General features: G+C 39.8%; 19 protein-coding genes. 4 read left to right on the forward strand and 15 right to left on the reverse strand.

The window, feature by feature from the left end:
• Positions 1 to 423 precede the first annotated feature (423 nt).
• Genes gatB through gatC form a run of 3 tightly spaced genes read right to left on the reverse strand, consistent with a single transcriptional unit; the run spans position 424 to position 3,632 of the window.
• Positions 424 to 1,854, reverse strand: coding sequence for an Asp-tRNA(Asn)/Glu-tRNA(Gln) amidotransferase subunit GatB (gatB, locus tag V7097_RS03350; protein ID WP_335702176.1), 1,431 nt, complete (start codon positions 1,852 to 1,854; stop codon positions 424 to 426).
• Positions 1,855 to 1,869: 15 nt separating this feature from the next.
• Positions 1,870 to 3,327, reverse strand: a complete 1,458-nt coding sequence (gene gatA, locus V7097_RS03355; protein ID WP_335702177.1) for an Asp-tRNA(Asn)/Glu-tRNA(Gln) amidotransferase subunit GatA — start codon at positions 3,325 to 3,327, stop codon at positions 1,870 to 1,872.
• Positions 3,328 to 3,341: 14 nt separating this feature from the next.
• A complete protein-coding gene (gene gatC / locus V7097_RS03360; protein ID WP_335702178.1) occupies positions 3,342 to 3,632 on the reverse strand; it encodes an Asp-tRNA(Asn)/Glu-tRNA(Gln) amidotransferase subunit GatC in 291 nt (96 codons plus the stop codon).
• A 194-nt stretch (positions 3,633 to 3,826) separates the two neighbouring features.
• On the opposite strand from gatC, the gene V7097_RS03365 reads away from it, so the two are divergent.
• From V7097_RS03365 to V7097_RS03375, 3 genes are all read left to right on the forward strand, one after another.
• Positions 3,827 to 4,144 carry a thioredoxin family protein gene (locus V7097_RS03365; RefSeq protein WP_335702179.1) on the forward strand — a complete coding sequence of 106 codons (318 nt, stop codon included), beginning with the start codon at positions 3,827 to 3,829 and terminating at the stop codon, positions 4,142 to 4,144.
• 210 nt (positions 4,145 to 4,354) lie between these two features.
• Positions 4,355 to 4,657 (forward strand): iron-sulfur cluster assembly accessory protein, encoded by a 303-nt coding sequence (locus V7097_RS03370; protein WP_335702180.1) that lies wholly within the window; start codon positions 4,355 to 4,357, stop codon positions 4,655 to 4,657.
• Positions 4,658 to 4,889: 232 nt separating this feature from the next.
• Positions 4,890 to 5,054, forward strand: coding sequence for a hypothetical protein (locus V7097_RS03375; RefSeq protein ID WP_335702181.1), 165 nt, complete (start codon positions 4,890 to 4,892; stop codon positions 5,052 to 5,054).
• An 89-nt stretch (positions 5,055 to 5,143) separates the two neighbouring features.
• On the opposite strand, the gene pruA is transcribed toward V7097_RS03375, so the two are convergent.
• The 8 genes from pruA to V7097_RS03415 all read right to left on the reverse strand — a co-directional run bounded on the left by pruA (position 5,144) and on the right by V7097_RS03415 (position 17,045).
• On the reverse strand, positions 5,144 to 6,691 hold the full coding sequence (pruA, locus tag V7097_RS03380) for an L-glutamate gamma-semialdehyde dehydrogenase (protein WP_335702182.1): 1,548 nt from the start codon (positions 6,689 to 6,691) through the stop codon (positions 5,144 to 5,146).
• A gap of 129 nt (positions 6,692 to 6,820) precedes the next feature.
• On the reverse strand, positions 6,821 to 8,029 hold the full coding sequence (locus V7097_RS03385) for a CamS family sex pheromone protein (RefSeq protein WP_335702183.1): 1,209 nt from the start codon (positions 8,027 to 8,029) through the stop codon (positions 6,821 to 6,823).
• Between the two features lie 13 nt (positions 8,030 to 8,042).
• The gene (gene ligA, locus V7097_RS03390; RefSeq protein WP_335702184.1) at positions 8,043 to 10,049 is read right to left on the reverse strand and encodes an NAD-dependent DNA ligase LigA; all 2,007 of its coding nucleotides are present in this window, start codon (positions 10,047 to 10,049) and stop codon (positions 8,043 to 8,045) included.
• Positions 10,050 to 10,253: 204 nt separating this feature from the next.
• A complete protein-coding gene (gene pcrA / locus V7097_RS03395; protein ID WP_335702208.1) occupies positions 10,254 to 12,482 on the reverse strand; it encodes a DNA helicase PcrA in 2,229 nt (742 codons plus the stop codon).
• Positions 12,483 to 12,553: 71 nt separating this feature from the next.
• Positions 12,554 to 13,240, reverse strand: coding sequence for a heptaprenylglyceryl phosphate synthase (locus tag V7097_RS03400; protein WP_335702185.1), 687 nt, complete (start codon positions 13,238 to 13,240; stop codon positions 12,554 to 12,556).
• A gap of 605 nt (positions 13,241 to 13,845) precedes the next feature.
• A complete protein-coding gene (locus V7097_RS03405) occupies positions 13,846 to 14,148 on the reverse strand; it encodes a YerC/YecD family TrpR-related protein (RefSeq protein ID WP_335702186.1) in 303 nt (100 codons plus the stop codon).
• Positions 14,149 to 14,180: 32 nt separating this feature from the next.
• Positions 14,181 to 15,230 carry a DUF3048 domain-containing protein gene (locus V7097_RS03410; protein ID WP_335702187.1) on the reverse strand — a complete coding sequence of 350 codons (1,050 nt, stop codon included), beginning with the start codon at positions 15,228 to 15,230 and terminating at the stop codon, positions 14,181 to 14,183.
• A 72-nt stretch (positions 15,231 to 15,302) separates the two neighbouring features.
• A complete protein-coding gene (locus tag V7097_RS03415) occupies positions 15,303 to 17,045 on the reverse strand; it encodes an adenine deaminase C-terminal domain-containing protein (protein ID WP_335702188.1) in 1,743 nt (580 codons plus the stop codon).
• Between the two features lie 150 nt (positions 17,046 to 17,195).
• Between V7097_RS03415 and V7097_RS03420 the strand changes: the two genes are divergently transcribed.
• Positions 17,196 to 17,453 (forward strand): YgaP family membrane protein, encoded by a 258-nt coding sequence (locus V7097_RS03420; RefSeq protein WP_335702189.1) that lies wholly within the window; start codon positions 17,196 to 17,198, stop codon positions 17,451 to 17,453.
• 84 nt (positions 17,454 to 17,537) lie between these two features.
• Here V7097_RS03420 and purD read toward each other — a convergent pair whose 3' ends face one another.
• The 4 genes from purD to purM are packed head-to-tail and all read right to left on the reverse strand — an operon-like array spanning position 17,538 to position 22,042.
• Positions 17,538 to 18,830: a phosphoribosylamine--glycine ligase gene (gene purD, locus V7097_RS03425; protein ID WP_335702190.1), complete on the reverse strand. Its 1,293-nt coding sequence runs from the start codon at positions 18,828 to 18,830 to the stop codon at positions 17,538 to 17,540.
• Positions 18,831 to 18,868: 38 nt separating this feature from the next.
• Positions 18,869 to 20,407: a bifunctional phosphoribosylaminoimidazolecarboxamide formyltransferase/IMP cyclohydrolase gene (purH, locus tag V7097_RS03430; RefSeq protein WP_335702191.1), complete on the reverse strand. Its 1,539-nt coding sequence runs from the start codon at positions 20,405 to 20,407 to the stop codon at positions 18,869 to 18,871.
• A 13-nt stretch (positions 20,408 to 20,420) separates the two neighbouring features.
• Positions 20,421 to 21,005, reverse strand: coding sequence for a phosphoribosylglycinamide formyltransferase (gene purN, locus V7097_RS03435; RefSeq protein WP_335702192.1), 585 nt, complete (start codon positions 21,003 to 21,005; stop codon positions 20,421 to 20,423).
• Positions 21,002 to 22,042 carry a phosphoribosylformylglycinamidine cyclo-ligase gene (purM, locus tag V7097_RS03440; RefSeq protein WP_335702193.1) on the reverse strand — a complete coding sequence of 347 codons (1,041 nt, stop codon included), beginning with the start codon at positions 22,040 to 22,042 and terminating at the stop codon, positions 21,002 to 21,004. Before purM ends, purN begins: the two co-directional genes overlap by 4 nt.
• Positions 22,043 to 22,051 lie beyond the last annotated feature (9 nt).

Genomic DNA, 22,051 nt, shown 5'->3' on the forward strand with positions numbered 1-22,051 from the left:
AAGTCAAGCGTGTACCGTTAAACCCTTCTTGCGGGACATGCTTATCACGTTTTCAGCCAAGCGTGTACCGATAGAACCCGATTGCGGGACATGCTCATCACGATTTCAGCCAAGCGTGTACCGATAGAACCCGATTGCGGCACACGCTCATCACAGTTTCAACCAAGCATGTACCGTTAAACCCTTCTTGCGGGACATGTTCATCGAGTTTTCAGCCAAGCGTGTACCGATAGAACCCGATTGCGGGACATGCTCATCGCGATTTCAGCCAAGCGTGTACCAATAGAACCCGATTGCGGGACATGCTCATTGCGATTTCAGTCAAAGGGTGTACCCATAGATGTGCCTCCTTAGGAGGGGTTCTAGTCACACTCGCACCACTACGAAAAAGAGACCTACTCCTCAGTAGGTCTCTTTCACCAATTATAGCTTATTCATTTCTTCAACAAGGATTTTGTTCACCATTTGTGGGTTGGCTTGTCCTTTTGTTTGTTTCATGACTTGGCCGACTAGGAAGCCGATTGCTTTGCCTTTTCCACTCTTAAAATCTTCTACAGATTGTGGGTTGTTACCGATAACCTCAACGATGATTTTCGTTAGGGCAACTGCATCAGAGATTTGAACAAGTCCTTTTTCCTTCACAATCGTTTCCGCTTCTCCACCTTTTTCAATCAACTCTTTAAAGACGGTTTTCGCAATCTTAGAGGAAATCGTTCCATCCTCGATTATCTTGATCATACCTGCAAGACTTGCTGGAGTTAAGGCAATTTCATGTAATTCCTTCTGCTCTGCATTTAGGTAACCAGAAACCTCACCCATAATCCAGTTAGAGGCTTGCTTTGCATCAGCACCATTCGCTACTGTTTGTTCAAAAAAGTCTGAGGTTTCTTTCGTAACAGTAAGTACAGCGGCATCATATTCAGGTAGCCCAAGTTCTTCAATGTAACGCTTTTTACGAGCATCTGGAAGCTCTGGAATTTCAGCACGAACTCTTTCCATCCACTCATCGTCAATATAAAGCTCCACTAAATCCGGCTCAGGGAAGTAGCGGTAGTCATCTGAACCTTCTTTAACACGCATTAAGATTGTTGATTTTGAAGATTCATCATAGCGACGAGTTTCCTGTTCAATCACGCCACCTGCAGTTAAAACCTCCGCTTGACGAATTTCTTCATATTCAAGACCATTTTTAACGAATGCAAATGAGTTTAGGTTCTTTAATTCTGTCTTTGTTCCAAATTCTTTTTGACCGACTGGACGCAATGAAATGTTGGCATCACAACGAAGTGAGCCCTCCTCCATTTTACAGTCAGATACACCCGTATACTGGACAATTGATTTTAATTTTTCCAAGTAGGCATATGCTTCTTCAGGTGTGCGGATGTCTGGCTCAGAAACAATTTCAATTAATGGTGTTCCTTGACGATTCAAGTCAACCAATGAATAGCCTCGACCAGAGTGAGTGAGTTTACCCGCATCTTCTTCTAGGTGAAGACGAGTAATCCCAATTTTTTTCTTTTCACCGTTCACTTCAATTTCGATCCAGCCATTCTCCCCAATTGGCTTATCAAATTGAGAGATTTGGTAGGCCTTTGGATTATCCGGATAAAAATAGTTTTTACGGTCGAACTTTGTTTCCTGGTTAATCTCACAATTTAAAGCCATCGCAGCCTTCATTGCCCACTCAACGGCTTTTTTATTTACAACCGGAAGAACACCTGGGTATCCTAATTCAACGACACTTGTTAATGTATTTGGAGCAGCTCCGAATGCGTTAGGCGCACTTGAAAATATTTTTGATTCGGTTTTAAGCTCGACGTGAACCTCCAACCCGATTACTGTTTCAAACTTCATTTTTGTTTTCCCCCCTTACAATTGTGGTTTTTGTTTATGATGATCGGTTGCTTTTTCGAACGCATCTGCAACACGATAAATTGTGCTTTCATCAAAATGCTTTCCGATAATTTGAAGCCCTAGCGGTAATCCGTTTGAGAAACCGCATGGAACTGATATTCCTGGTACACCCGCTAGGTTCACTGGGATGGTGAGAATATCATTTGCATACATTGTAAGTGGGTCCTCCATATTTTCACCAATTTTAAACGCTGGTGTTGGTGTAGTAGGTCCAATGATGACATCATACTTTTCAAATACATCTTCAAAGTCTTTCTTAATCAATGTACGAACTTTCTGCGCTTTTTTATAGTAAGCATCGTAGTAACCTGAGCTTAACGCAAACGTTCCGAGCATGATACGACGTTTTACCTCGTCACCGAAGCCCTCGCTTCTCGATTGTTTATACATTTCAATCAGATTTTCAGCATTGTCTGTACGGTATCCATAACGAACACCGTCAAAACGCGAAAGATTCGCAGATGCTTCTGATGAAGATAGTAAGTAATAAGTAGCAAGTGCATATTTAGAATGTGGGAGTGAAACCTCTTCCCATGTCGCACCTAGTCCCTCAAGAACTTTTAAGGCATCGAGAACAGATTGACGAACTTCCTCATTCACACCTTCTCCAAGGTATTCCTTCGGCACCGCAATTTTTAGACCCTTAACATCACCGGTTAAGGCTGATACATAGTTTGGTACGTCGACATTTGCGGATGTGGAATCCATTGGGTCAACACCAGATATCGCCTGTAAAAGGTATGCATTGTCCTCTACAGTGCGAGTAACCGGTCCAATTTGGTCTAATGACGATGCAAAAGCGATTAAGCCAAATCGCGATACTCTTCCGTACGTAGGCTTTAATCCAACCACTCCACAAAAAGCTGCAGGCTGGCGAATTGAACCACCTGTATCTGAACCAAGTGAGAATAAGACTTCTCCGGCTGCAACTGAGGCTGCCGATCCCCCACTAGATCCTCCTGGAACACGTTCGAGGTCCCATGGGTTTTTCGTTACCTTGAATCCAGAGTTTTCATTTGAAGAACCCATAGCAAATTCATCCATGTTAAGCTTACCAACCGTAACCGTTTGAGCCTTCTGAAGCTTTTGGACAACTGTCGCATCATAGATTGGATCAAAGTTTTCGAGAATTTTACTTGCCGCTGTCGTACGAAGACCTTTTGTGACGATATTGTCTTTAACACCGATCGGCATACCAAATAATAGACCTAGCTCATCGCTATTTTCGAGCGCTTCATCTAATTGCTTTGCATAATCTCTTGCATTTTCTTCATTTAATGTTAAAAAAGCTTGTACTTTATCATCAACTGCGTTGATTCTCTTGATTGATTCGTCAACAAGGTCTGATACTGAAATTTCTTTTTTATGTAAAAGTGAATGTATTTCTGAGACTTTACGATCAAAAAGTGACATCTTTTCTCCCCCCTTTATTCAATAATTGCTGGTACACGGAATTGGCCATCCTTCGCATCTGGTGCATTTTTTAATACTTCTTCAACTGGTAGTCCTTCTTTTGCAACATCTTCACGCATTACATTCTTCACGGAAAGAACATGTGAAGTTGGCTCCACATTTTCTGTATCTATTTCATTTAATTGCTCAGCAAACGAAATAATCCCATCTAGCTGTTGTTGGAACATTTTTGCTTCGTCCTCTGTCAATGCCAAACGTGCTAAATTCGCAACATGTTTTACTTCTTCAATCGAAATCCTCGACATTTCCCTTCACCTCCACCGTCCATACAATATACTGATAATATCAAAAATAACACGCTCTCGGCAACAATTCCTCCCTCATTCTTCCCGATTTTGAGAAGAACCATAGCCTAAAATCTAGCCGGGCAGATTATTTTTCTTTTAGATAGGGAATTTGTTATAGTAAGATTGCAATTACAGGATGTGGAGGGAAGAAAATGGAAAAAATTACTTCTGTTGAAAAGTTTAATGAGATTATTCAATCTGAGGGGACAATTGTAAAATTTGATACAACATGGTGCCCAGATTGCCGACGCTTGGAAATGTTCATACCCGAAATTATGGAGAATTATAACCAAGTTAAATGGTACACCATGGACAAGGACGAGTTCCCAGAAATCGCTGAAAAATATGATGTCATGGGCATCCCAAGTCTTCTTTATTATAAAGGTGGAGAAAAGCTTGGTCACTTACACAGTGCAAACGCAAAAACTCCGGAACAAGTTAATGAATATCTTGAAGGGTTAGGGATCTAATCTTTAGTAGGCCGTTTCCTGCGAATGTGCAGTAACGGCCTTTTATTTTTGTATTTAATCTATGTTTCTATGCTTTTAGTCTTGTAATTTATAATCTATCATGAAAAAATTTGTTGAACTTTTTTAAGAAAAAAGCTATATATTTGTTATTTTTCACCAATACTGAGAAAATAAGTTGTATAAATTTTTTATAGAAATGGGAGAATCAGAATGAACGTTAAAATCAATCGCAATGCGGCAAAAGTAATGAAGAGCATGCTCGAAAGTGGAGAATCAGAAGGGAAAATGCTTCGTGTCGTCATCACGGAACATCACGGCAACCATGCTCATTATGCTCTTCAATTTGATAACCCAACCGAGCATGATGAAATTGTTAAAACCGATAAAGACGTTGAGGTCCTTCTTGATACGAGAGATGCGGAATTTTTAGATGGCATATGGATCCAATTTTACTATGTTCCTGAAGAACAATTTGTAATCACAAACCCGAAAAAAGGTCATCATCACCATTAAAACCGAGTATATATGGCGCGGAGAATCCTCCACGCCTTTTTTTCTATTATAAAGTCAAGAGACATTCCTACCACTTTAAATGACGATTACATTATCATTTCTATAAAATGTAAATAGTATGTATGTTTACTGTAAATCAAGACTTTTCACAAATAATCTATTGTATATTGTTACTAGATTGGAAGCTTAGCCATCCAATCAAAAAATAGATTATCTGGAGGTATTGTAACCAATGAAAAAGAACTTATTGTTTAAAATGGGAGCTTCTCTACTAGCAATTTTCTTAATGACGGCATGTAGCAGCCAAGATACGGATACTGACCAAGAACAGCCAGATACTGAACAATCAGAAACAGAAGACGATATTGATGAAGGTACCGAAGAAGGCACTGAATAATCCTGCAAGCATTATTTCAGATACTAAAGTAAAATCAGCTAACAGCTAGGCAAAATAAGCGCCCTCTCAAATGAGAAGGCGCTTATTTTTTACAGCATTTCTGAAGTTGTTTTTGCTTGCATGTGAAGGATTAGGTAGTCTGGGCCACCAGCTTTTGAGTCTGTTCCAGACATATTGAAGCCACCAAATGGTTGATAGCCTACAATTGCACCTGTACATCCACGGTTGAAGTAAAGGTTACCAACATGGAAGTCTTCTTTCGCTTTTTCGATATGTGCACGGTTGTTTGAGATCACCGCACCTGTTAATCCGTACTCCGTGTTATTGGCTATTTCAATCGCATGGTCGAAGTCACGAGCTTTACTGAACGCCACAACAGGACCAAAGATTTCTTCTTTCATGATACGTGCGTCCTCATCTACATCTGCGAAGATTGTTGGTTGGATGAACCAGCCTTTAGAATCATCGCCTTCTCCACCATGAAGAAGTTTTCCTTCCTTCTTCCCAATTTCAACATAGCTCATAATCTTGTCAAAAGCACCTTGGTCATTAACTGGTCCCATATAGGTTCCCTTTTGAGTAGGGTCACCTACTGTTAATTCTTTTGTTAACTCAACAGCACGGTTTAGAACCTTATCATATACATCTTCTACAACAACCGCTCGTGAACAAGCTGAACATTTTTGTCCAGAGAATCCAAATGCAGATGCAACAATTGATTTAGCCGCTAATTCTAAATCTGCTTCTTTATCGACAACAATTGTATCTTTACCGCCCATCTCCGCGATGACGCGTTTTAGCCAGATTTGGCCTTCATTTAATTTGGATGCACGCTCGTAGATTCGTAGACCAACATCACGTGAACCTGTAAAGCTGATGAAGCGCGTTTTTGCGTGATCTACTAAGTAGTCACCTACCTCAGAGCCACTTCCTGGGACAAAGTTAACAACCCCTGCAGGAAGTCCTGCTTCTTCAAGTACTTCCATGAACTTTGCAGCAATGACTGGAGTTGTACTAGCTGGTTTTAGTAATACAGTGTTACCTGAAACTAAAGCAGCTGTTGTCATACCGGCCATAATCGCAAACGCAAAGTTCCATGGAGAAATAATAACTCCTACACCTAATGGGATGTAAGTAAAACGATTATGTTCAATTGGACGGCTCTCTACTGGAACTCCATCCTTTAATTTTAACATTTGACGTCCATAGTACTCCATGAAGTCGATCGCTTCTGCAGTATCTGCGTCTGCTTCATTCCATGGCTTACCCGCTTCTTTTACGAGTATTGCGGAAAACTCATGCTTACGGCGACGAACAATCGCTGCAGCTCTAAAAAGAATATCAGCACGCATTTCTGGGCTTGATTTTCTCCATGTTTGGAAAGTTTCATGGGCAACCTGCATGGCCTTTTCAGCTAACTCACGGTTAGCTTTTGAAACACGACCAATTACTTCTTCCTTGTTTGCAGGGTTAACAGAGACGATTTTCTCTTCGGTTGAGATGCGTTCACCACCAATGATTAGGTCGTAATCATTGCCTATATAAGCTTCAACAGTTTTAAGGCCGGCCTCAAACGCTTTCTTATTTTCTTCAATTGAAAAATCAGTAAATGGTTCATGTTTATATGGTACTACCATTCTACTTCGCCTCCCTGTATAGTCTTAAAACGTGACAATATCATTCTACTAAAATAAAACGCTTTCTTCAAATACAAAAGATCAAAAAAACAAGATCTAACTCAATTGGTCAGATCTTGTATTTCCAGTTTAATTATAGACATGTACCATCGGTTCGCTTTCACCAGCATCCCGTACGATGACACTTTCTGCACCACTTTCAGATTCTATATAGACCCGAAGTGAAATATAGCTATCAAAATGCTCCATGATTAGGCCTGTTACATATTGAGTAAATCCAATAACCTCTGATTTTCCGTAGAATTGCATTGGAATGGTTAACGTTAGCTCCTGTAATTCTTCATCCTTGTAAAAACCTTTTCCGACAACTGCTGTGAAATTTGGGAAAAAATCCGCAATCGCATCAGAAAAGTTTTGTACCATTAACGAATCCTCACGATAATTGTTTTTTGCTTCGTTGGATGGGAAGAAATAATACTTTTCATTAATCGTATCCCATTTTCCTATCTGGGAGGAGTTCGCATCTACTTTTGCTTTCATAATAAAATTCCCTGGAGCAACAGAGCTAACCGCCTGCTGTTTAAATAAAGCGACAACTATAGGGACATCACGGATACTTGAATATTTATTCTCGGTTCGAATTCGGTTAATGATTTCCTCGGCTGCTTTTTTACCTTCTCTTTCGATATCTGCATCGGAAATCTTTATATCTCTCGGATAGCCCCCCATCGAAGCAGGAAGATTATAATAGTGATGGGAGTTCATGCCGATCCCAATGACAATCCCTCCAACCTCTAATTTATCCTCATTATTTTTAATTAAATAATTTTGCTCCGTAATTGCCCCAATATAAATCGGGCTCTTTTGCATCTCCGCCTCATATTCTGGGTCCTCATTCGAGGTGTCAAAAATCGGATTTAGTCCTTCATTTGGCAATTCTTTTTTGGATTCTTTTGCAGTTTCATAAGCTTTTTGTTGAGCATCAGATCTTTTTCGCTTTAGCCAATCTTGAACCGTTCCTTTTTCTAAATACTGACCTTCCTGAAAAAAGTATTTGTTTGATGGGAAAGAATCCTGAGCAATCCGCATCAATCCTGTCTCAAATTCATCAATATCCAACCGATTGTTAATATAAGCTGAGACAATCCCCCGTGCTTTTCCTGTTTTATATGGGATTACCGCTTTATAATAGGAATCTGAAATATTATATCTAGGTATAATCGCTTTTTCTCCCTTTTTATCTGAATCCTGAACGACCTCTGTCTCTTGGCCAAATTTCGGGGCGCATCCAGATAAGAGAAGCAACAACGCTAAACCTAAAATGTATAGGTTTCTCAAGTTCGAACACCTCTTATTTCCTTAGTTCTTGTACCAGTCTATCCTCATCCCAAATCTCAATTTGCAAATCCTGTGCTTTTGTAAGTTTTGAGCCTGCTGCCTCACCTGCAATTAGAAGATCTGTGCTTTTACTTACACTTCCTGTAACTTTCCCCCCAAGAGCCTCAATCTCTGCCTTTGCTTCATTTCTACTTAATTGCTCAAGCTTACCTGTGAGAACGATGGTCTTTCCAGCAAAGTATGAATCACTATCTTCTACTGATACAAGCTTAGGGCCCTTATATTCCATATTTACCCCATATTCACGTAGTTCATTTAAAAGGTCGTGAGCCTCTGGTTGCTCAAAATAAGTGACAACTGCATCTGCCATTTTTTCACCAATTTCATTGATTGCCGTCAGATCATCTCTAGTAGTAGCCTGTAGCTTCTCCATTGTTTCATAATACTGTGCCAGGGTCTTTGCAGCTTTTGCCCCCACATGGCGAATTCCTAACCCAAATAAAAGCTTTTCTAAGGAATTAGATTTCGATGCCTCAATGGCAGTGAGCAAATTATCTGTTGATTTTTCACCCATTCGTTCAAGGTTAATTAGCTGTTTATGCGTTAATGTGTAAATATCTGCAACATCGGTGATTAGCTTTTCATCAAATAATTGTGAAATAACCTTTTCTCCGAGGCCATCAATATTCATTGCATTACGAGAAACGAAATGAATTAAACCTTCCCTAATTTGGGCAGGACATTTCGGATTGATACAGCGTAAAGCTACTTCTCCGTCAAAGCGTACTAACTCACTGTCACATTCAGGACAATGTGTTGGCATGTAGAACTCCGACTCTTCACCCGTCCGTTTTTCAACAAGAACATTCACAACCTCCGGAATGATGTCTCCCGCTTTTTTCACAACGACCGAATCCCCAATTCGGATATCCTTTTCACGGATTAAATCCTCATTATGAAGGGATGCACGCTGAACGGTTGTACCCGCAACACGAACTGGCTCTAGGATCGCTGTTGGTGTAATGACCCCGGTTCTACCAACGCTTAATTCGATATCGATTAATTTTGTAACGACTTCTTCTGCAGGAAACTTATAGGCAATCGCCCAACGAGGACTTTTTGCTGTAAAACCAAGCTCATCCTGTTGGTCGAATGAATCAACCTTTATCACAATCCCATCAATATCATACGCAAGTGATGGACGCTTTTCTGTCCATTCCTTAATGTAATCAAGGATTTCCTCAACGTTCGCACATTTTCTACGTTCCGGGTTTGTTTTAAACCCTACTTCATCAAGCAAATCAAGGCCTTCACTATGTGAGTCTGCACCTAAATTTGTTGTATCTGCAATGGCATATAAAAAGATATCTAGATTGCGGCTTGCGGCAATTTTCGGGTCAAGTTGCCTTAATGAACCAGCTGCTGCATTCCGTGGATTCGCAAACGGTTCTTCTTCGTTCTCAAGTCTTCCGGCATTTAGCTTTTCGAATGATTTACTTGGCATAAACGCTTCTCCGCGCACCTCAATATCAAGTGCCTTCTTTAAGCGAAGAGGTATGGATCGAATTGTCTTTAAGTTAACGGTAATATCTTCTCCAATTGTCCCGTCACCACGAGTTGAGCCTTGGACGAAGCGCCCTTGCTCATAGCGAAGCGACACAGCAAGACCATCGATCTTCAGCTCACACACATAGGAAATCGAATCACCAACCGACTGTCTGGCACGGCGGTCAAAATCACGTAAATCCTGCTCATTGAATGCATTGCCTAGACTTAGCATTGGAATTCGGTGCTCTACTTTTTGAAAGGATTCAAGAACCTGCCCACCAACGCGGACAGTAGGGGAATCACCCGTCTTGAATTCTGGGAACTCCTCCTCAAGCTGTATTAACTCCCGCAATAACCGATCATATTCTGCATCGGGTACAGATGGCTTATCCAACACATGATATTCATAATTGTACTGATTCAAAAGCTCATGCAGTTCATGAACTCTTTCTTGCACTGCCACATTGTCCATACATCCAAACCTCTCTTTTATCAAATTCGCCCAGGCGAATTTGCGCCCGATTTTTTTCGAGCAAGCTCGAAATATTTCCCTTGAAAAATCGTGGCATCCGCCGGAGGCATTAACTTTATTCAGTCGGGGGTCGAACCCCAAACTGAATTGATTAGTTCTCTTGCATTCTTCTTAACTTAAGCATGGGACTTTTGCTGAATAAAGTTAATTTGACTTTGTGATTGGAGCAAATTTTGCAAGCAATCGTTTGATTCCGGTTGGACTAGGGAATGCAATATCCAATTCCTTCGATTCCCCTTCTCCTTTTACACTAACAACCGTACCAATTCCCCACTTTTTATGCTCTGCCTTGTCGCCAACCTTCCAGCCAATTTCGTCGCCACCAGTTGATTGAACAATTGGTTTTGAGAAGACTCTTCGTTCAGGCTGTCTTGAAGGTGAAGATGATGAAGAAAACGGAGTACGCATTTGCTGTCTACGCTGTGCACCTAAATCTTCAAGAAGCTCTTCTGGTATTTCCGCAATAAAACGGGACACTGGATTCATAGAAGTCCGACCATATAGAGTTCTCATTTGAGCATTCGATATATATAGCTCTTCCTCTGCCCTTGTGATTCCCACATAAGCAAGTCGGCGTTCTTCCTCCATTTCAGCCTCTTCCATTAGAGAACGACTATGAGGGAAGACCCCTTCTTCCATTCCCATCAAAAAGACAACTGGAAACTCAAGTCCCTTTGCCGAGTGCAAAGTCATGAGGACAACTGCATTACTTTTATCATTTTCATCTTCATCAAGCTTATCAATGTCTGCTACTAATGCTAAATCCGTTAAAAATGCCACAAGACTCTTATCATCATTTGCCTTTTCAAAGTTTTGTGTAACAGATAAAAATTCTTCGATGTTTTCGATTCGACTTTGAGATTCAAGTGTTTTTTCAGTCTTTAACGCTTCTAGATAACCAGTTTTCTCTAACACATTCTCAACCAATTCAGTAACTGATAAATAATCCTGCATTTGGTCCCAATTATTGATTAAATCGCGAAATTCACGTAATGAATTGGTGATTTTCGCACTTAAACCGATTTGCTCAACCTCCTGCAATGCTTGGTATATTGAAAGGTCCTGGGCAATCGCATAGTTTACAATTTTATCAATGGATGTCGCACCAATTCCACGCTTTGGCACATTAATAATTCTTGTTAAACTAATATCATCATCTGGATTCGCAATCACGCGTAAATACGCCAAAATATCCTTGATTTCTTTACGGTCATAGAACTTAATGCCACCGACAATTTGATAGTTGATATTAGATTTGAGTAACACTTCCTCCATTACACGGGATTGTGCATTGGTTCGATATAAAATCGCGATATCTTTATAGGAACGTTTTCCACCATCTACGAGTTCACGTATTTTTCCAGCTACAAATTGTGCTTCTCCAGATTCACTGTCAGCACGGTAATAGAAAATTTTATTCCCTTCATCATTTTCAGTCCAAAGATTCTTTGCTTTCCGATTCATATTATTTTGGATGACTTGATTAGCTGCCTTTAGTATTCGCTGGGTTGAACGGTAATTTTGTTCAAGAAGAATCACAGTTGCATTTTTGTAGTCTTTTTCAAATGAAAGGATATTGGCGATATCGGCCCCACGCCAACGATAGATGGACTGATCAGAATCCCCTACAACACATAAATTCATAAAACGCGATGCAAGGAGCTGAACTAAAATATACTGTGCACGGTTCGTATCCTGATACTCATCCACATGGATATATTGAAATTTACGTTGATAGAATTCCAATACTTCTGGAACACGTCTGAAAAGCTGAATTGTAGTCATAATGAGATCATCAAAATCGAGCGCCTGGTTTTTGCGAAGTCGTTTTTGATACAATTTATAGACATCACTTACAACTTGCTCGTACATACCACCCGCTGTTTTCTCATAATCTTCAGGTGTTTGTAATTCGTTTTTCGCACTACTAATTGTGCCAAGAATCGTACGTGGATCAAATTTCTTCGGATCGATGTTTTTCTCTTTTAATATATTTTTGATAACCGAAAGCTGGTCGGTCGTGTCCAAAATTGAAAAATTACGACTGAACCCCATGCGGTCGATATCTCTTCGTAAAATTCGAACGCACATTGAGTGGAACGTTGAAATCCAAACGTCCTCAGCCGCACCGCCCAAAATCCCTTGAACACGCTCCTTCATTTCCCGAGCTGCCTTATTTGTGAAGGTAATCGCTAAAATATTCCATGGCGCTATTCCCTTCTCCACCATTAAATACGCAATACGGTGTGTCAGAACCCGAGTCTTCCCACTTCCCGCACCTGCCATAATTAAAAGTGGACCATCTGTCGCTTTAACCGCTTCTTGTTGTTGTTCATTTAATCCCGATAATAATTTATTGCTGATAAATTGCAATTTCTTCACCGTCCTATCTCATTATCGAATGTATGTTCTATTTTAAATGATTTTCTTATAAATTTCCATGCTTATCCTTTAACAGCATGTACTGTTTTTAAAGCTGTATTTATATCTTCATAAATAATATTTCCAACTACAACAGTATCTGCCCGCTGACCCATTTCTTTTGCTTGTTCAGCTGTCTTGATTCCACCGCCATAAAACAGTTTTGTTGTTTGAAGATTGTCTTTGACCGCCTCAATGATTTCCTTATCGCCGTAGGTTCCGCTATATTCTAAGTAAAAGATAGGGAGCGAAAACATTTTCTCTGCCATTGTAGCATAGGCAACTACATCATCCTTACTTAAGGTAGTATTGGCACCCGTCAGCTTAGCAGCCTTGCATTCTTCATTGAGGATGCAATAACCCTGCATAATCACTTCATCCCAATTCATAACATCCCCATATTCCTTAACCGCCTCATGATGCATGCCCATCATCCATTTTGTGTCACTACTATTTAAAACGGTTGGAATAAAATATAAATCAAAGCCAGGTGTAACTGACTCAACATTTGAAATTTCTAAAACAACAGGTACAGTATAGCGTCTGATTCTAGACATTAGGTGAAGGACATTATCTAGTGTCACTCCATCAGTTCCACCAACAATAATCCCATCTGTACCAGATTCACAAATTGCATCTAAATGTTCATCGCTGATTTCCTTATTCGGATCCAGCTTAAAAACATGTCTCCATTCTCTAAAATCGTACATGAAGATCCTCCATTCATCATTCCATTCCTCCATTATATCAAAACTACACCCATCTATTAATACCTAGGTGGATTTCGTTGAAAATGAGTTTTATAGGATGAATTTTGAGTTTTGCTGACAAAATCCAAATATAAAATCCTTATATACTTGGGATTTTGGATAATTATTGAAAATGTCATGGCATAAATACTCTTTTTAACCCAATTTTTGGTTGATACTGGTAAAAGTCATGGCTTAAACTACATATAAGATATTACTTTTGGATAAAAATAGAAAAAGCCTTTACTTAAACTTTACTTATGCATAGGCTTTTGTATTAATATGGAAAAAGTTATAGTAAATGCCCAATTTGTGATAGGACTTTTGGATAATAACGGAAAAAGTACTAACATAAACTTCACTTATATATGGACCTTTGTATTAATATAGAAAAAGTTATAGTAAATGCCCAATTTGTGATAGGGCTTTTGGATAATAACGGAAAAAGTACTAACATAATATTCTCGACAACCTTGGAATCGTATAAACCAAAGTAAGAACTAGGCTTAAACCACTCTTTCCCAAAGAAAAAAGCCGAAACCCATGGTTCCGACCCTCACTATACATTATTGTTTTTCCGCTGCTTTCACACGGTCGAGTGCCATTTGATAGGCATCGTTACCGTAGTTTAAGCAACGTTTTACACGTGAAATAGTTGCTGTACTAGCTCCTGTTTCTGTTTCAATCTTATGGTACGTGTTACCTTCTTGAAGCATTCTTGCAACCTCAAGGCGTTGAGCCAATGACTGTATTTCGTTTACCGTACATAAATCATCAAAAAATCGATAGCACTCCTCAAGGTTGTTGAGTGAAAGGACTGCATTAAATAATTGATCAAGTTCTTTCCCACGTAATTTATCAATTTGCATATAGATAGTATCTCCTTTATTAAGATGTTCTTTTAATTTCCAAACGAAACAGCGCCTGCGATACCTGGTGATGCCGGAATAATATTAATCCATGTTTTTCCTGGCACAAAGCCGACTTCTACTCCATTCATAAAAGGAACAATTCGTCCATCGACATTTCTCCATTCAATTTCTTGCGCTTTACCTTTTTGAAGCAAATAGCCTTTTCCTCCAGATGTCACATCAATCTCATGTCTACCATAATCATCAATTAAGCGATGATTCATTTCAACTATAAGAACATTATCAAGCAATACCGGTGTATTCGTTTCACGGTCTACTGTTTGATTGCCTCCGCTATAACGCTCATACTTGCCTTTATCTTGATTATAGTCGTAGACCGCAGCAAAATTATCTCTTGATGAATAGGACACTCGAACATGTTCAGCTAGTGTTCCTTCAATTCCACCTACTTCGTCTTCAGATAAAAATTCAAAGCTTGGAACCTCATCTTTCATTGAATATCCTTGTTTGTCTGCTCCTTCTAGGATATTTTCAAATGAAATATACGAATTATGTGGAGCAACATTATGGTCAGCTCTCCAAAATAGAGTGCCATCATAAACCATTCCGTTTATGTTGTCTACTTGTCCGCTGTTTAATATTTGCTGAGCTTCAGGGCTCCATCCATGTGCCACATATAAGGCATCAAAGCCTTTGCTCAACTCAATATAATAATCTCGCGCGCTACGGACTGGTCCAATAATTTCTGGTTTCTCACTTTGGAACACGGCAAGGAAGCGTGTAACATCTCCCTCTGCTAACACCTCATACACAACATCAGCCATGTGTAAGCCTGATTGTGGACGTGCTTGCGGATGATTGTTAACCATAACAGCAAATGGACGATTGTTTACATCTTCATTTGTTTCAATTCCGGTTAGTGGGAAAACATGCTCAAACTCTTCGCTTGGTTCTTCTTTTGCAACCGGATCAGTCTGTTTTGGTTCTTGTTCATCCTGCTGTTTCGCTGTTTCTTTATTACTACAAGCTACCAAAAGAAGTAATAGGAAAATTCCTAGAATGTATAAAGTCTTTTTCATATTTTGAATACACAACCTTTATTAGGATAAATCTAGTGCTTCTGGCCCAATAATTTTAAATCCTTTTATATTTTAACGCATTATTGACGGAAAGAGTACTGTTTTATTCATGACATCATAAATCCCTTGAGGCGTGATACGAATATATGGCAAGTGTGTGGAGGATAAAAATGTCAATGTATAGATCGGATCACTATGGCTGTACCCGCGTTCCCGCACTAAACGAACAAATTCTTTCTCAAGTGAAGATAATTCTACCATAGATTTTGACGAAGTCACACCACCTATGTCTAATGGGATTTCATGTAGTATGCTACCTCTTTCAGTTAAAACAATACCACCGCCAATTTCCTTCATTCGATTAAAGGCAAGAAGCATATCCTTTTTATTTTTACCAATTAATACAAAATCACCCGTATTCGAGAAAGAACTTGCAAATCCGAAGATATGGTTAGCAAAACCTTGTACGATCGTGTTGACACGCCACTTTCCTTCCCGGTCCACAAGCATTAGAAAGCTCTCATCATGTTCTATTGAAAGCTCATCATAGGAAGCATCGATGGATATCGAATATGGCTTCATAATCACAGCGTTCTCCATCTTCATCCCAAATGGCATTGAAAACTGAAGATCATCTAGCGTTAGCTCCCAGTTTGTTGCAAGATTTGAAAACCCTTGGCTTCTCCATGGGAATTCCGGAAAAGCATTCTTATCTTCATTATCTCGCTTTACCCAGACACCTTTCGCAAGAACGGATTCAGGGGTCGGATTGTCTTTTGCAGATAAAATATTTAAGTTTGCGATTCTTCCCGTTGCAATCATCCCATGGAGGCTCTCAATATTGTAATGTCTTGCAACATTAATCGTGGCCATATTATATGCATCAATAATTGGAACACCTTTTTCAATGGCAATTTTGATCATGTTATCAATGATACCATCCTCGTAAAATGCCGGTGGTGAACCATCGGTCGTCAAGATGAAATTATCATACTGGTCAATGCCTATTTCATGAATTTCGTCTAAAATTTTTGGTAAGTCCGGACGGATTGATGAGTAGCGTAAGGAAGTAGTATATCCTTGAAGCAGACGATTTAATACATCTGTTCCAGTCATCGATTCATGATCACTATCAGTACCCAATAGCATCAATTTTGCTAACGTTTTTTCCGAAGCTCCGGGAAAGTGTCCTTCTACCTTCTTACCAATCCTCTTCGTTTCTTGAATCCAATGAAGCATAAGGTCATCGCCATCAAGTAGCTTTGGCCATCCAGTCAATTCTCCACCTTGAATAACAGAATCTTGTTCAATCCAACTTAGCACATTCCCATTTGAAAAAGCTTGTTCTTCATGATGAATTTCAGTCTGAGGATCGTAACGGCACCACCAGTACATTGTTACCGGAAGATTCTTCATTTCCTCCAAGAAAGAAAACGCTTTCTTTTTTGTTGTTTGTAAAGCAAGTACTAAGTTATCATTGATGATTGTTGTCGTCCCTGTTTGGGATGCATACTGAGCAAATGAGTGGGGATTATATAAATGAAAAGAATGTGCATGTGGTTCAATATAGCCTGGGACAACAAATTTTCCATCACACTCTACAACTTCACAGTCGGTGAGTTTTGCTGGTAACTGCTGGCCAACATACACTATGCGATCTTGGTAAATCCAAATATGAGCGTTGATCCATTTTTTTAACATTTGATTTAAGTATGTGACATTTTTTAATAGAATCGTTGGTGACTTTTTTCCATCTATAACAGCAACATGTTCTCGAAGTTGCTTATTTTTCCAGCGGTAACGTTGCCCAACCATTAACCATCTCTCCAATCTCTCTGATTAAAGCTTCATGGAAGCGCTTTACATTATAGTACCATATTAATCGATTTAGTGCATTAAAGACTTTGTGAAAATTTGTAAAAATTTTTAAGTTATTTGTAAATATATGTATGTGGAGGTAGTCAAATGAGACCAAATATTGGGCTGATTAATGCGTTTCTCCGAATAACTTGTGGGTTTACGATGCTTGCATGGGCAACGTCAAAAATGGTAAAACGCCCTTGGCGCGATAGCTTTATTTTGGTAGCAATGCTTGGGGGAATGAAGGTAGCTGAAGGGATTACTCGTTTTTGTCCGCTTACAGCTCTCTTTTATGAGTATTGTGAAAGAAAACAGGAGGAGACAGAACCGCAAAAGCAGCTTCCTCCGGTTAACCCAACATAAAAAAAGGTAAGAGGATAATCCCTCTTACCTTTTTGCGTTTTTATGTTGCCGAATTGCGCATTAGCTCACTAGAATTACGCGAAATTATACGAATTGCGCTTTATTTTGCAAAATTGCGCTTTGAGCTAAAGCCTTGTTTCCAATATCTTTTCGGTAAAATAGGTTTGAACACTGAATTTTTTCAGCTTCTTTGTAAACAAAGTTCTGTGCATCCTGAATACTTTTACCGCTTGCTACAACTGTTAAAACCCTTCCGCCATTCGTAACAAATTGGTCATTCACCATATCTGTTCCGGCATGGAAGACAGTGATTTTATCATCTAGATTTCTTAGTCCTTCGATGACTGCTCCTTTTTCATAGCTTTCTGGATAGCCTTTTGAGGCAAGCACGACACCTAGAGTTGCTTTATTAGACCATTCGAGAGTAATCTCTTTTTGGTCAAGCAAACCTTCAATGACTTCGATAAAATCAGACTCTAAACGTGGCAGAACTACCTGTGTTTCAGGGTCGCCAAAACGAGCATTGTATTCAATTACCTTTGGTCCATTTGCAGTTAAAATTACCCCTGCATAAAGAATACCTGTAAAACTTCTTCCTTCGGCTTCCATCGCTTTAACAGTTGGATTGATGATGGTTTCAATCGCTGTTTGGACAACATCCTCTGAAATTTGCGGAACTGGGGAATAGGCGCCCATTCCTCCAGTATTAGGACCTTCATCATTGTCAAAGGCACGCTTATGGTCCTGTGAAATAACCATTGGATAGGCTTTTTTTCCGTCCACAAAAGCCATTAATGAGAATTCTTCTCCTGCAAGAAACTCTTCCACGACAACCTGAGCGCTTGCTTCGCCAAATCTGTTCGCCTCAAGCATGTCATATACGCTTGATATAGCTTCATCCAAAGTAAGAGCAACTGTTACACCTTTACCCGCGGCTAATCCATCCGCTTTGATTACGATTGGCGCACCTTTTTCTAGAATGTATTGTTTGGCTTCTTCATAAGAAGTGAATGTTTCATATTCCGCAGTTGGAATATTGTATTTTTTCATGATTTCCTTGGCAAATGATTTGCTTCCTTCAAGCAAGGCTGCTTCTTTTGTTGGTCCAAAAATGGCTAAGCCTTCTTTCTTGAATCGATTGACGATGCCATTGATTAACGGAACCTCTGGTCCAACAAGGGTAAGGGCGATTTTTTCTTCCTTTACGAATTCGATAAGACGGTCAAAATCATTTTCATCGATGTTGACTAAAGTTGCGATCCTCTCCATGCCTGGATTACCTGGTGCTGCATAAACTTTGTCTACTTTTGGACTTTGGGCAACCTTCCAGACAAGCGTATGTTCACGGCCACCGCGGCCAATAACTAGTACTTTCATTTTTTCACCTCATCAAAAGTGTGTTAGCAGTGGTATACTTAGTGTTTAAAATGACGTACTCCGGTAAAGACCATTGCGATTCCGTATTCGTCTGCTTTTTGAATAGACTCTTCGTCTCGAATTGATCCACCGGGTTGGATGATAGCTGTGATGCCTGCTTTTGCGGCTGTCTCTACTGTGTCACCCATCGGGAAGAATGCATCTGATGCAAGTGCTGATCCTTTTGCCTTTTCACCTGCTTGATTAATGGCAATACTCGCTGACCCTACACGGTTCATTTGGCCTGCGCCAATTCCGATTGTCATGTCGTCTTTTGCTAACACAATCGCATTAGATTTAACATGTTTGACAACCTTCCAGCCAAGCTTTAAATCAGCCCATTCTTGCTCAGTTGGTTCACGCTTAGTCGGAATTGAAATTGTTGCATCATCTAATCCATAAGCATCTTCATCCTGTACTAGCAATCCACCACGAACGGACACAAGCTTCTTCTCAATCTTTCCGTCATCAGAAAAATCAACAGTGAGTAGACGTAAATTTTTCTTTGCAGAAAGAATCTCAAAAGCTTCCTTACTAAATGATGGGGCAATAATAATTTCAAGGAAAATTTCGCGCAATTTATGAGCTGTTTGTGCATCAACTTCACGGTTAACGGCAATAATTCCACCAAAAATAGATGTAGAATCTGCTTCATATGCTTTTTGATAAGCTTCCTCTAAAGTATTTCCAACCCCGACTCCACAAGGGTTCATGTGTTTAACTGCTACTGCTGCTGGCTCTTTGAATTCTTTCACGATTTGAAGGGCAGCATCGGCATCATTAATATTATTGTAGGATAGTTCTTTGCCGTGTAATTGTGATGCAGACGCAATCGAAACGTGCGTTCCTAATGGCTTTTTATAAAATGCTGCCTTTTGATGTGGATTTTCTCCATAACGAAGGTCTTGTTTCTTCTCATAAGTAACAGTTAAGGATTCTGGGCTTTCTTCACCTGCTGCATTTGTTAAAAATTCAGCAATAACTGCGTCATATGAAGCAGTGTGACGGAATACCTTTGCCCCTAAACGAAGCTTAGTTCGTGCTGCGACTTCACCATTTTCAACAATCTCTGCTAAAACTGTATCGTAATCCTGTGGATCAACAACAACTGTTACATACTTATGGTTTTTCGCTGCAGAACGAAGCATGGAAGGTCCGCCAATATCAATATTTTCAATTGCATCCGCAAACTGAACGTCCGGCTTTGCAATCGTTTGTTGGAATGGATATAGGTTTACTACAACTAAATCAATTGGCGTAATATGATGTTCCTGGAGCTGTTTTACATGTTCTTCATTTTCTCGAACAGCAAGAAGTCCACCATGAATATTAGGATGAAGAGTCTTTACACGCCCATCCATAATTTCAGGAAAGCCTGTTACTTCTGAAATTCCGATAACAGTAAGTCCAGCTTCCTCAAGAGTACGCTTTGTACCTCCTGTTGAAATGACCTCAACGCCATTTTCAATTAAGCCTTTCACAAATGGAACAAGGCCATTTTTATCTGAAACACTGACAAGTGCACGTTTGATTGTCACGTTAATTCGCTCCTTACTGTAGATTTCCGCTATTTGATGCTACAAGTGACTGCAGGATTTGCGGAAAAAATTCATGTTCAATACGATGTACCTTTTCTTCAATGCTTTCTAACGTATCTCCTGGTTCAATCGTTAGCTCCCGCTGTGCAATGATTGGGCCCGTATCCATTCCTTCGTCAACAAAATGAATCGTAACACCTGTCTTGTCGACACCTGCTCGAAATGCCTGACCAATCGCATCCTTGCCTGGAAATGCGGGCAATAATGACGGATGGATGTTCACAATTTTGTTACGATACTCCTGTAAAAGAGTATTGCCAATTAATCTCATATACCCGGCTAATACGATTAATTCTACATTTTTCTTACGGAGTTGTTTTACAATTTCCGCTTCAAAGAATGATTTTTCCGGATATTCTTTTGGTGAAAAAACAAAGGTTTCGACCCATTCCTTTGAGGCACGATCAATAACCTTCGCACCAGGTTTATCACAAACTAATAATTCAATTTCAGCCGCAAGTCTTCCTTCTTTAATTGAATCGACAATTGCTTGAAAGTTTGTGCCACTGCCTGATGAAAAAACTGCTATTTTTTTCATACAAGTGCTCCTCCACCAAAGGTTACACCGTTTCCTTCTTTCATACGTCCGATAATAAATGCCTTTTCTCCTTGCCCTTCAAGAAGTCCAATCACATCATGTAGAATCGATTCTTCTACGGCAAGCACCATCCCAATTCCCATATTAAATATATTAAACATTTCTTTTCGATCAAGGTTTCCAGTCTCTTGAAGAAGATCAAAAATTGGTGGAATTGGCCAGGAACCGTAATCGATTTCCGCACCAATACCGTCCGGAAGCATACGTGGAATATTTTCAATAAAGCCTCCACCAGTAATATGCGACATTCCTTTAATTTCAAATTTCTCCATTGCTTTTAACAGGGATTTTACGTATATTTTAGTAGGCTGTAGTAACTCTTCGCCTAATGGACGACCAATTTCTCCATAGTTTTTCGTGAGGTCTAACTTACCATCTTCAAGCAACACCTTACGGACAAGGGAGTAGCCATTGCTGTGAATTCCACTGGAGGAAAGACCAATTAGTACATCTCCAGGCTTAATGGAAGTTCCTGTTACAAGCTTTGTTTTTTCGGCAACACCCACTGAAAAACCAGCAAGGTCATACTCTTCCTCACTATACATTCCTGGCATTTCAGCTGTCTCACCGCCAATTAACGCACAACCTGCTTGTTCACAGCCATCTGCAATTCCTTTTACAATCTGTTCGATTTTTTCAGGCTGGGCTTTCCCACATGCGATATAATCTAAAAAGTATAAGGGCTCTGCGCCTTGAACCACAATATCATTCACACACATTGCAACCGCGTCGATTCCAATCGTATCGTGCTTATCCATCATAAAAGCCAACATGAGCTTAGTACCAACACCGTCCGTACCCGAAACCAATACGGGCTCTTTTACGTTTAACTTTGATAGGTCAAACATTCCACCAAAACTACCAAGTCCACCCATTACTTCAGGGCGAATTGTTTTAGCGACATGCTTTTTCATTCTAGAAACAGCCTCATAGCCTGCTTCAATGTCTACTCCAGCTTGCTTATAAGCATTTGCCATCGTCCCATA

This window comes from Bacillus sp. JJ1562 (assembly GCF_036962705.1).
Taxonomy (GTDB): domain Bacteria; phylum Bacillota; class Bacilli; order Bacillales; family Bacillaceae_L; genus Ferdinandcohnia.

Excerpts from the sequence above, each read along its gene's own strand:
- gatB (WP_335702176.1), bottom strand. The coding sequence starts at position 1,854 with ATGAAGTTTGAAACAGTAATCGGGTTGGAGGTTCACGTCGAGCTTAAA.
- gatA (WP_335702177.1), bottom strand. The coding sequence starts at position 3,327 with ATGTCACTTTTTGATCGTAAAGTCTCAGAAATACATTCACTTTTACAT.
- gatC (WP_335702178.1), bottom strand. The coding sequence starts at position 3,632 with ATGTCGAGGATTTCGATTGAAGAAGTAAAACATGTTGCGAATTTAGCA.
- V7097_RS03365 (WP_335702179.1), top strand. The coding sequence starts at position 3,827 with ATGGAAAAAATTACTTCTGTTGAAAAGTTTAATGAGATTATTCAATCT.
- V7097_RS03370 (WP_335702180.1), top strand. The coding sequence starts at position 4,355 with ATGAACGTTAAAATCAATCGCAATGCGGCAAAAGTAATGAAGAGCATG.
- V7097_RS03375 (WP_335702181.1), top strand. The coding sequence starts at position 4,890 with ATGAAAAAGAACTTATTGTTTAAAATGGGAGCTTCTCTACTAGCAATT.
- pruA (WP_335702182.1), bottom strand. The coding sequence starts at position 6,691 with ATGGTAGTACCATATAAACATGAACCATTTACTGATTTTTCAATTGAA.
- ligA (WP_335702184.1), bottom strand. The coding sequence starts at position 10,049 with ATGGACAATGTGGCAGTGCAAGAAAGAGTTCATGAACTGCATGAGCTT.
- V7097_RS03400 (WP_335702185.1), bottom strand. The coding sequence starts at position 13,240 with ATGTACGATTTTAGAGAATGGAGACATGTTTTTAAGCTGGATCCGAAT.
- V7097_RS03405 (WP_335702186.1), bottom strand. The coding sequence starts at position 14,148 with ATGCAAATTGATAAATTACGTGGGAAAGAACTTGATCAATTATTTAAT.
- V7097_RS03410 (WP_335702187.1), bottom strand. The coding sequence starts at position 15,230 with ATGAAAAAGACTTTATACATTCTAGGAATTTTCCTATTACTTCTTTTG.
- V7097_RS03415 (WP_335702188.1), bottom strand. The coding sequence starts at position 17,045 with ATGGTTGGGCAACGTTACCGCTGGAAAAATAAGCAACTTCGAGAACAT.
- V7097_RS03420 (WP_335702189.1), top strand. The coding sequence starts at position 17,196 with ATGAGACCAAATATTGGGCTGATTAATGCGTTTCTCCGAATAACTTGT.
- purD (WP_335702190.1), bottom strand. The coding sequence starts at position 18,830 with ATGAAAGTACTAGTTATTGGCCGCGGTGGCCGTGAACATACGCTTGTC.
- purN (WP_335702192.1), bottom strand. The coding sequence starts at position 21,005 with ATGAAAAAAATAGCAGTTTTTTCATCAGGCAGTGGCACAAACTTTCAA.
- purM (WP_335702193.1), bottom strand. The coding sequence starts at position 22,042 with ATGGCAAATGCTTATAAGCAAGCTGGAGTAGACATTGAAGCAGGCTAT.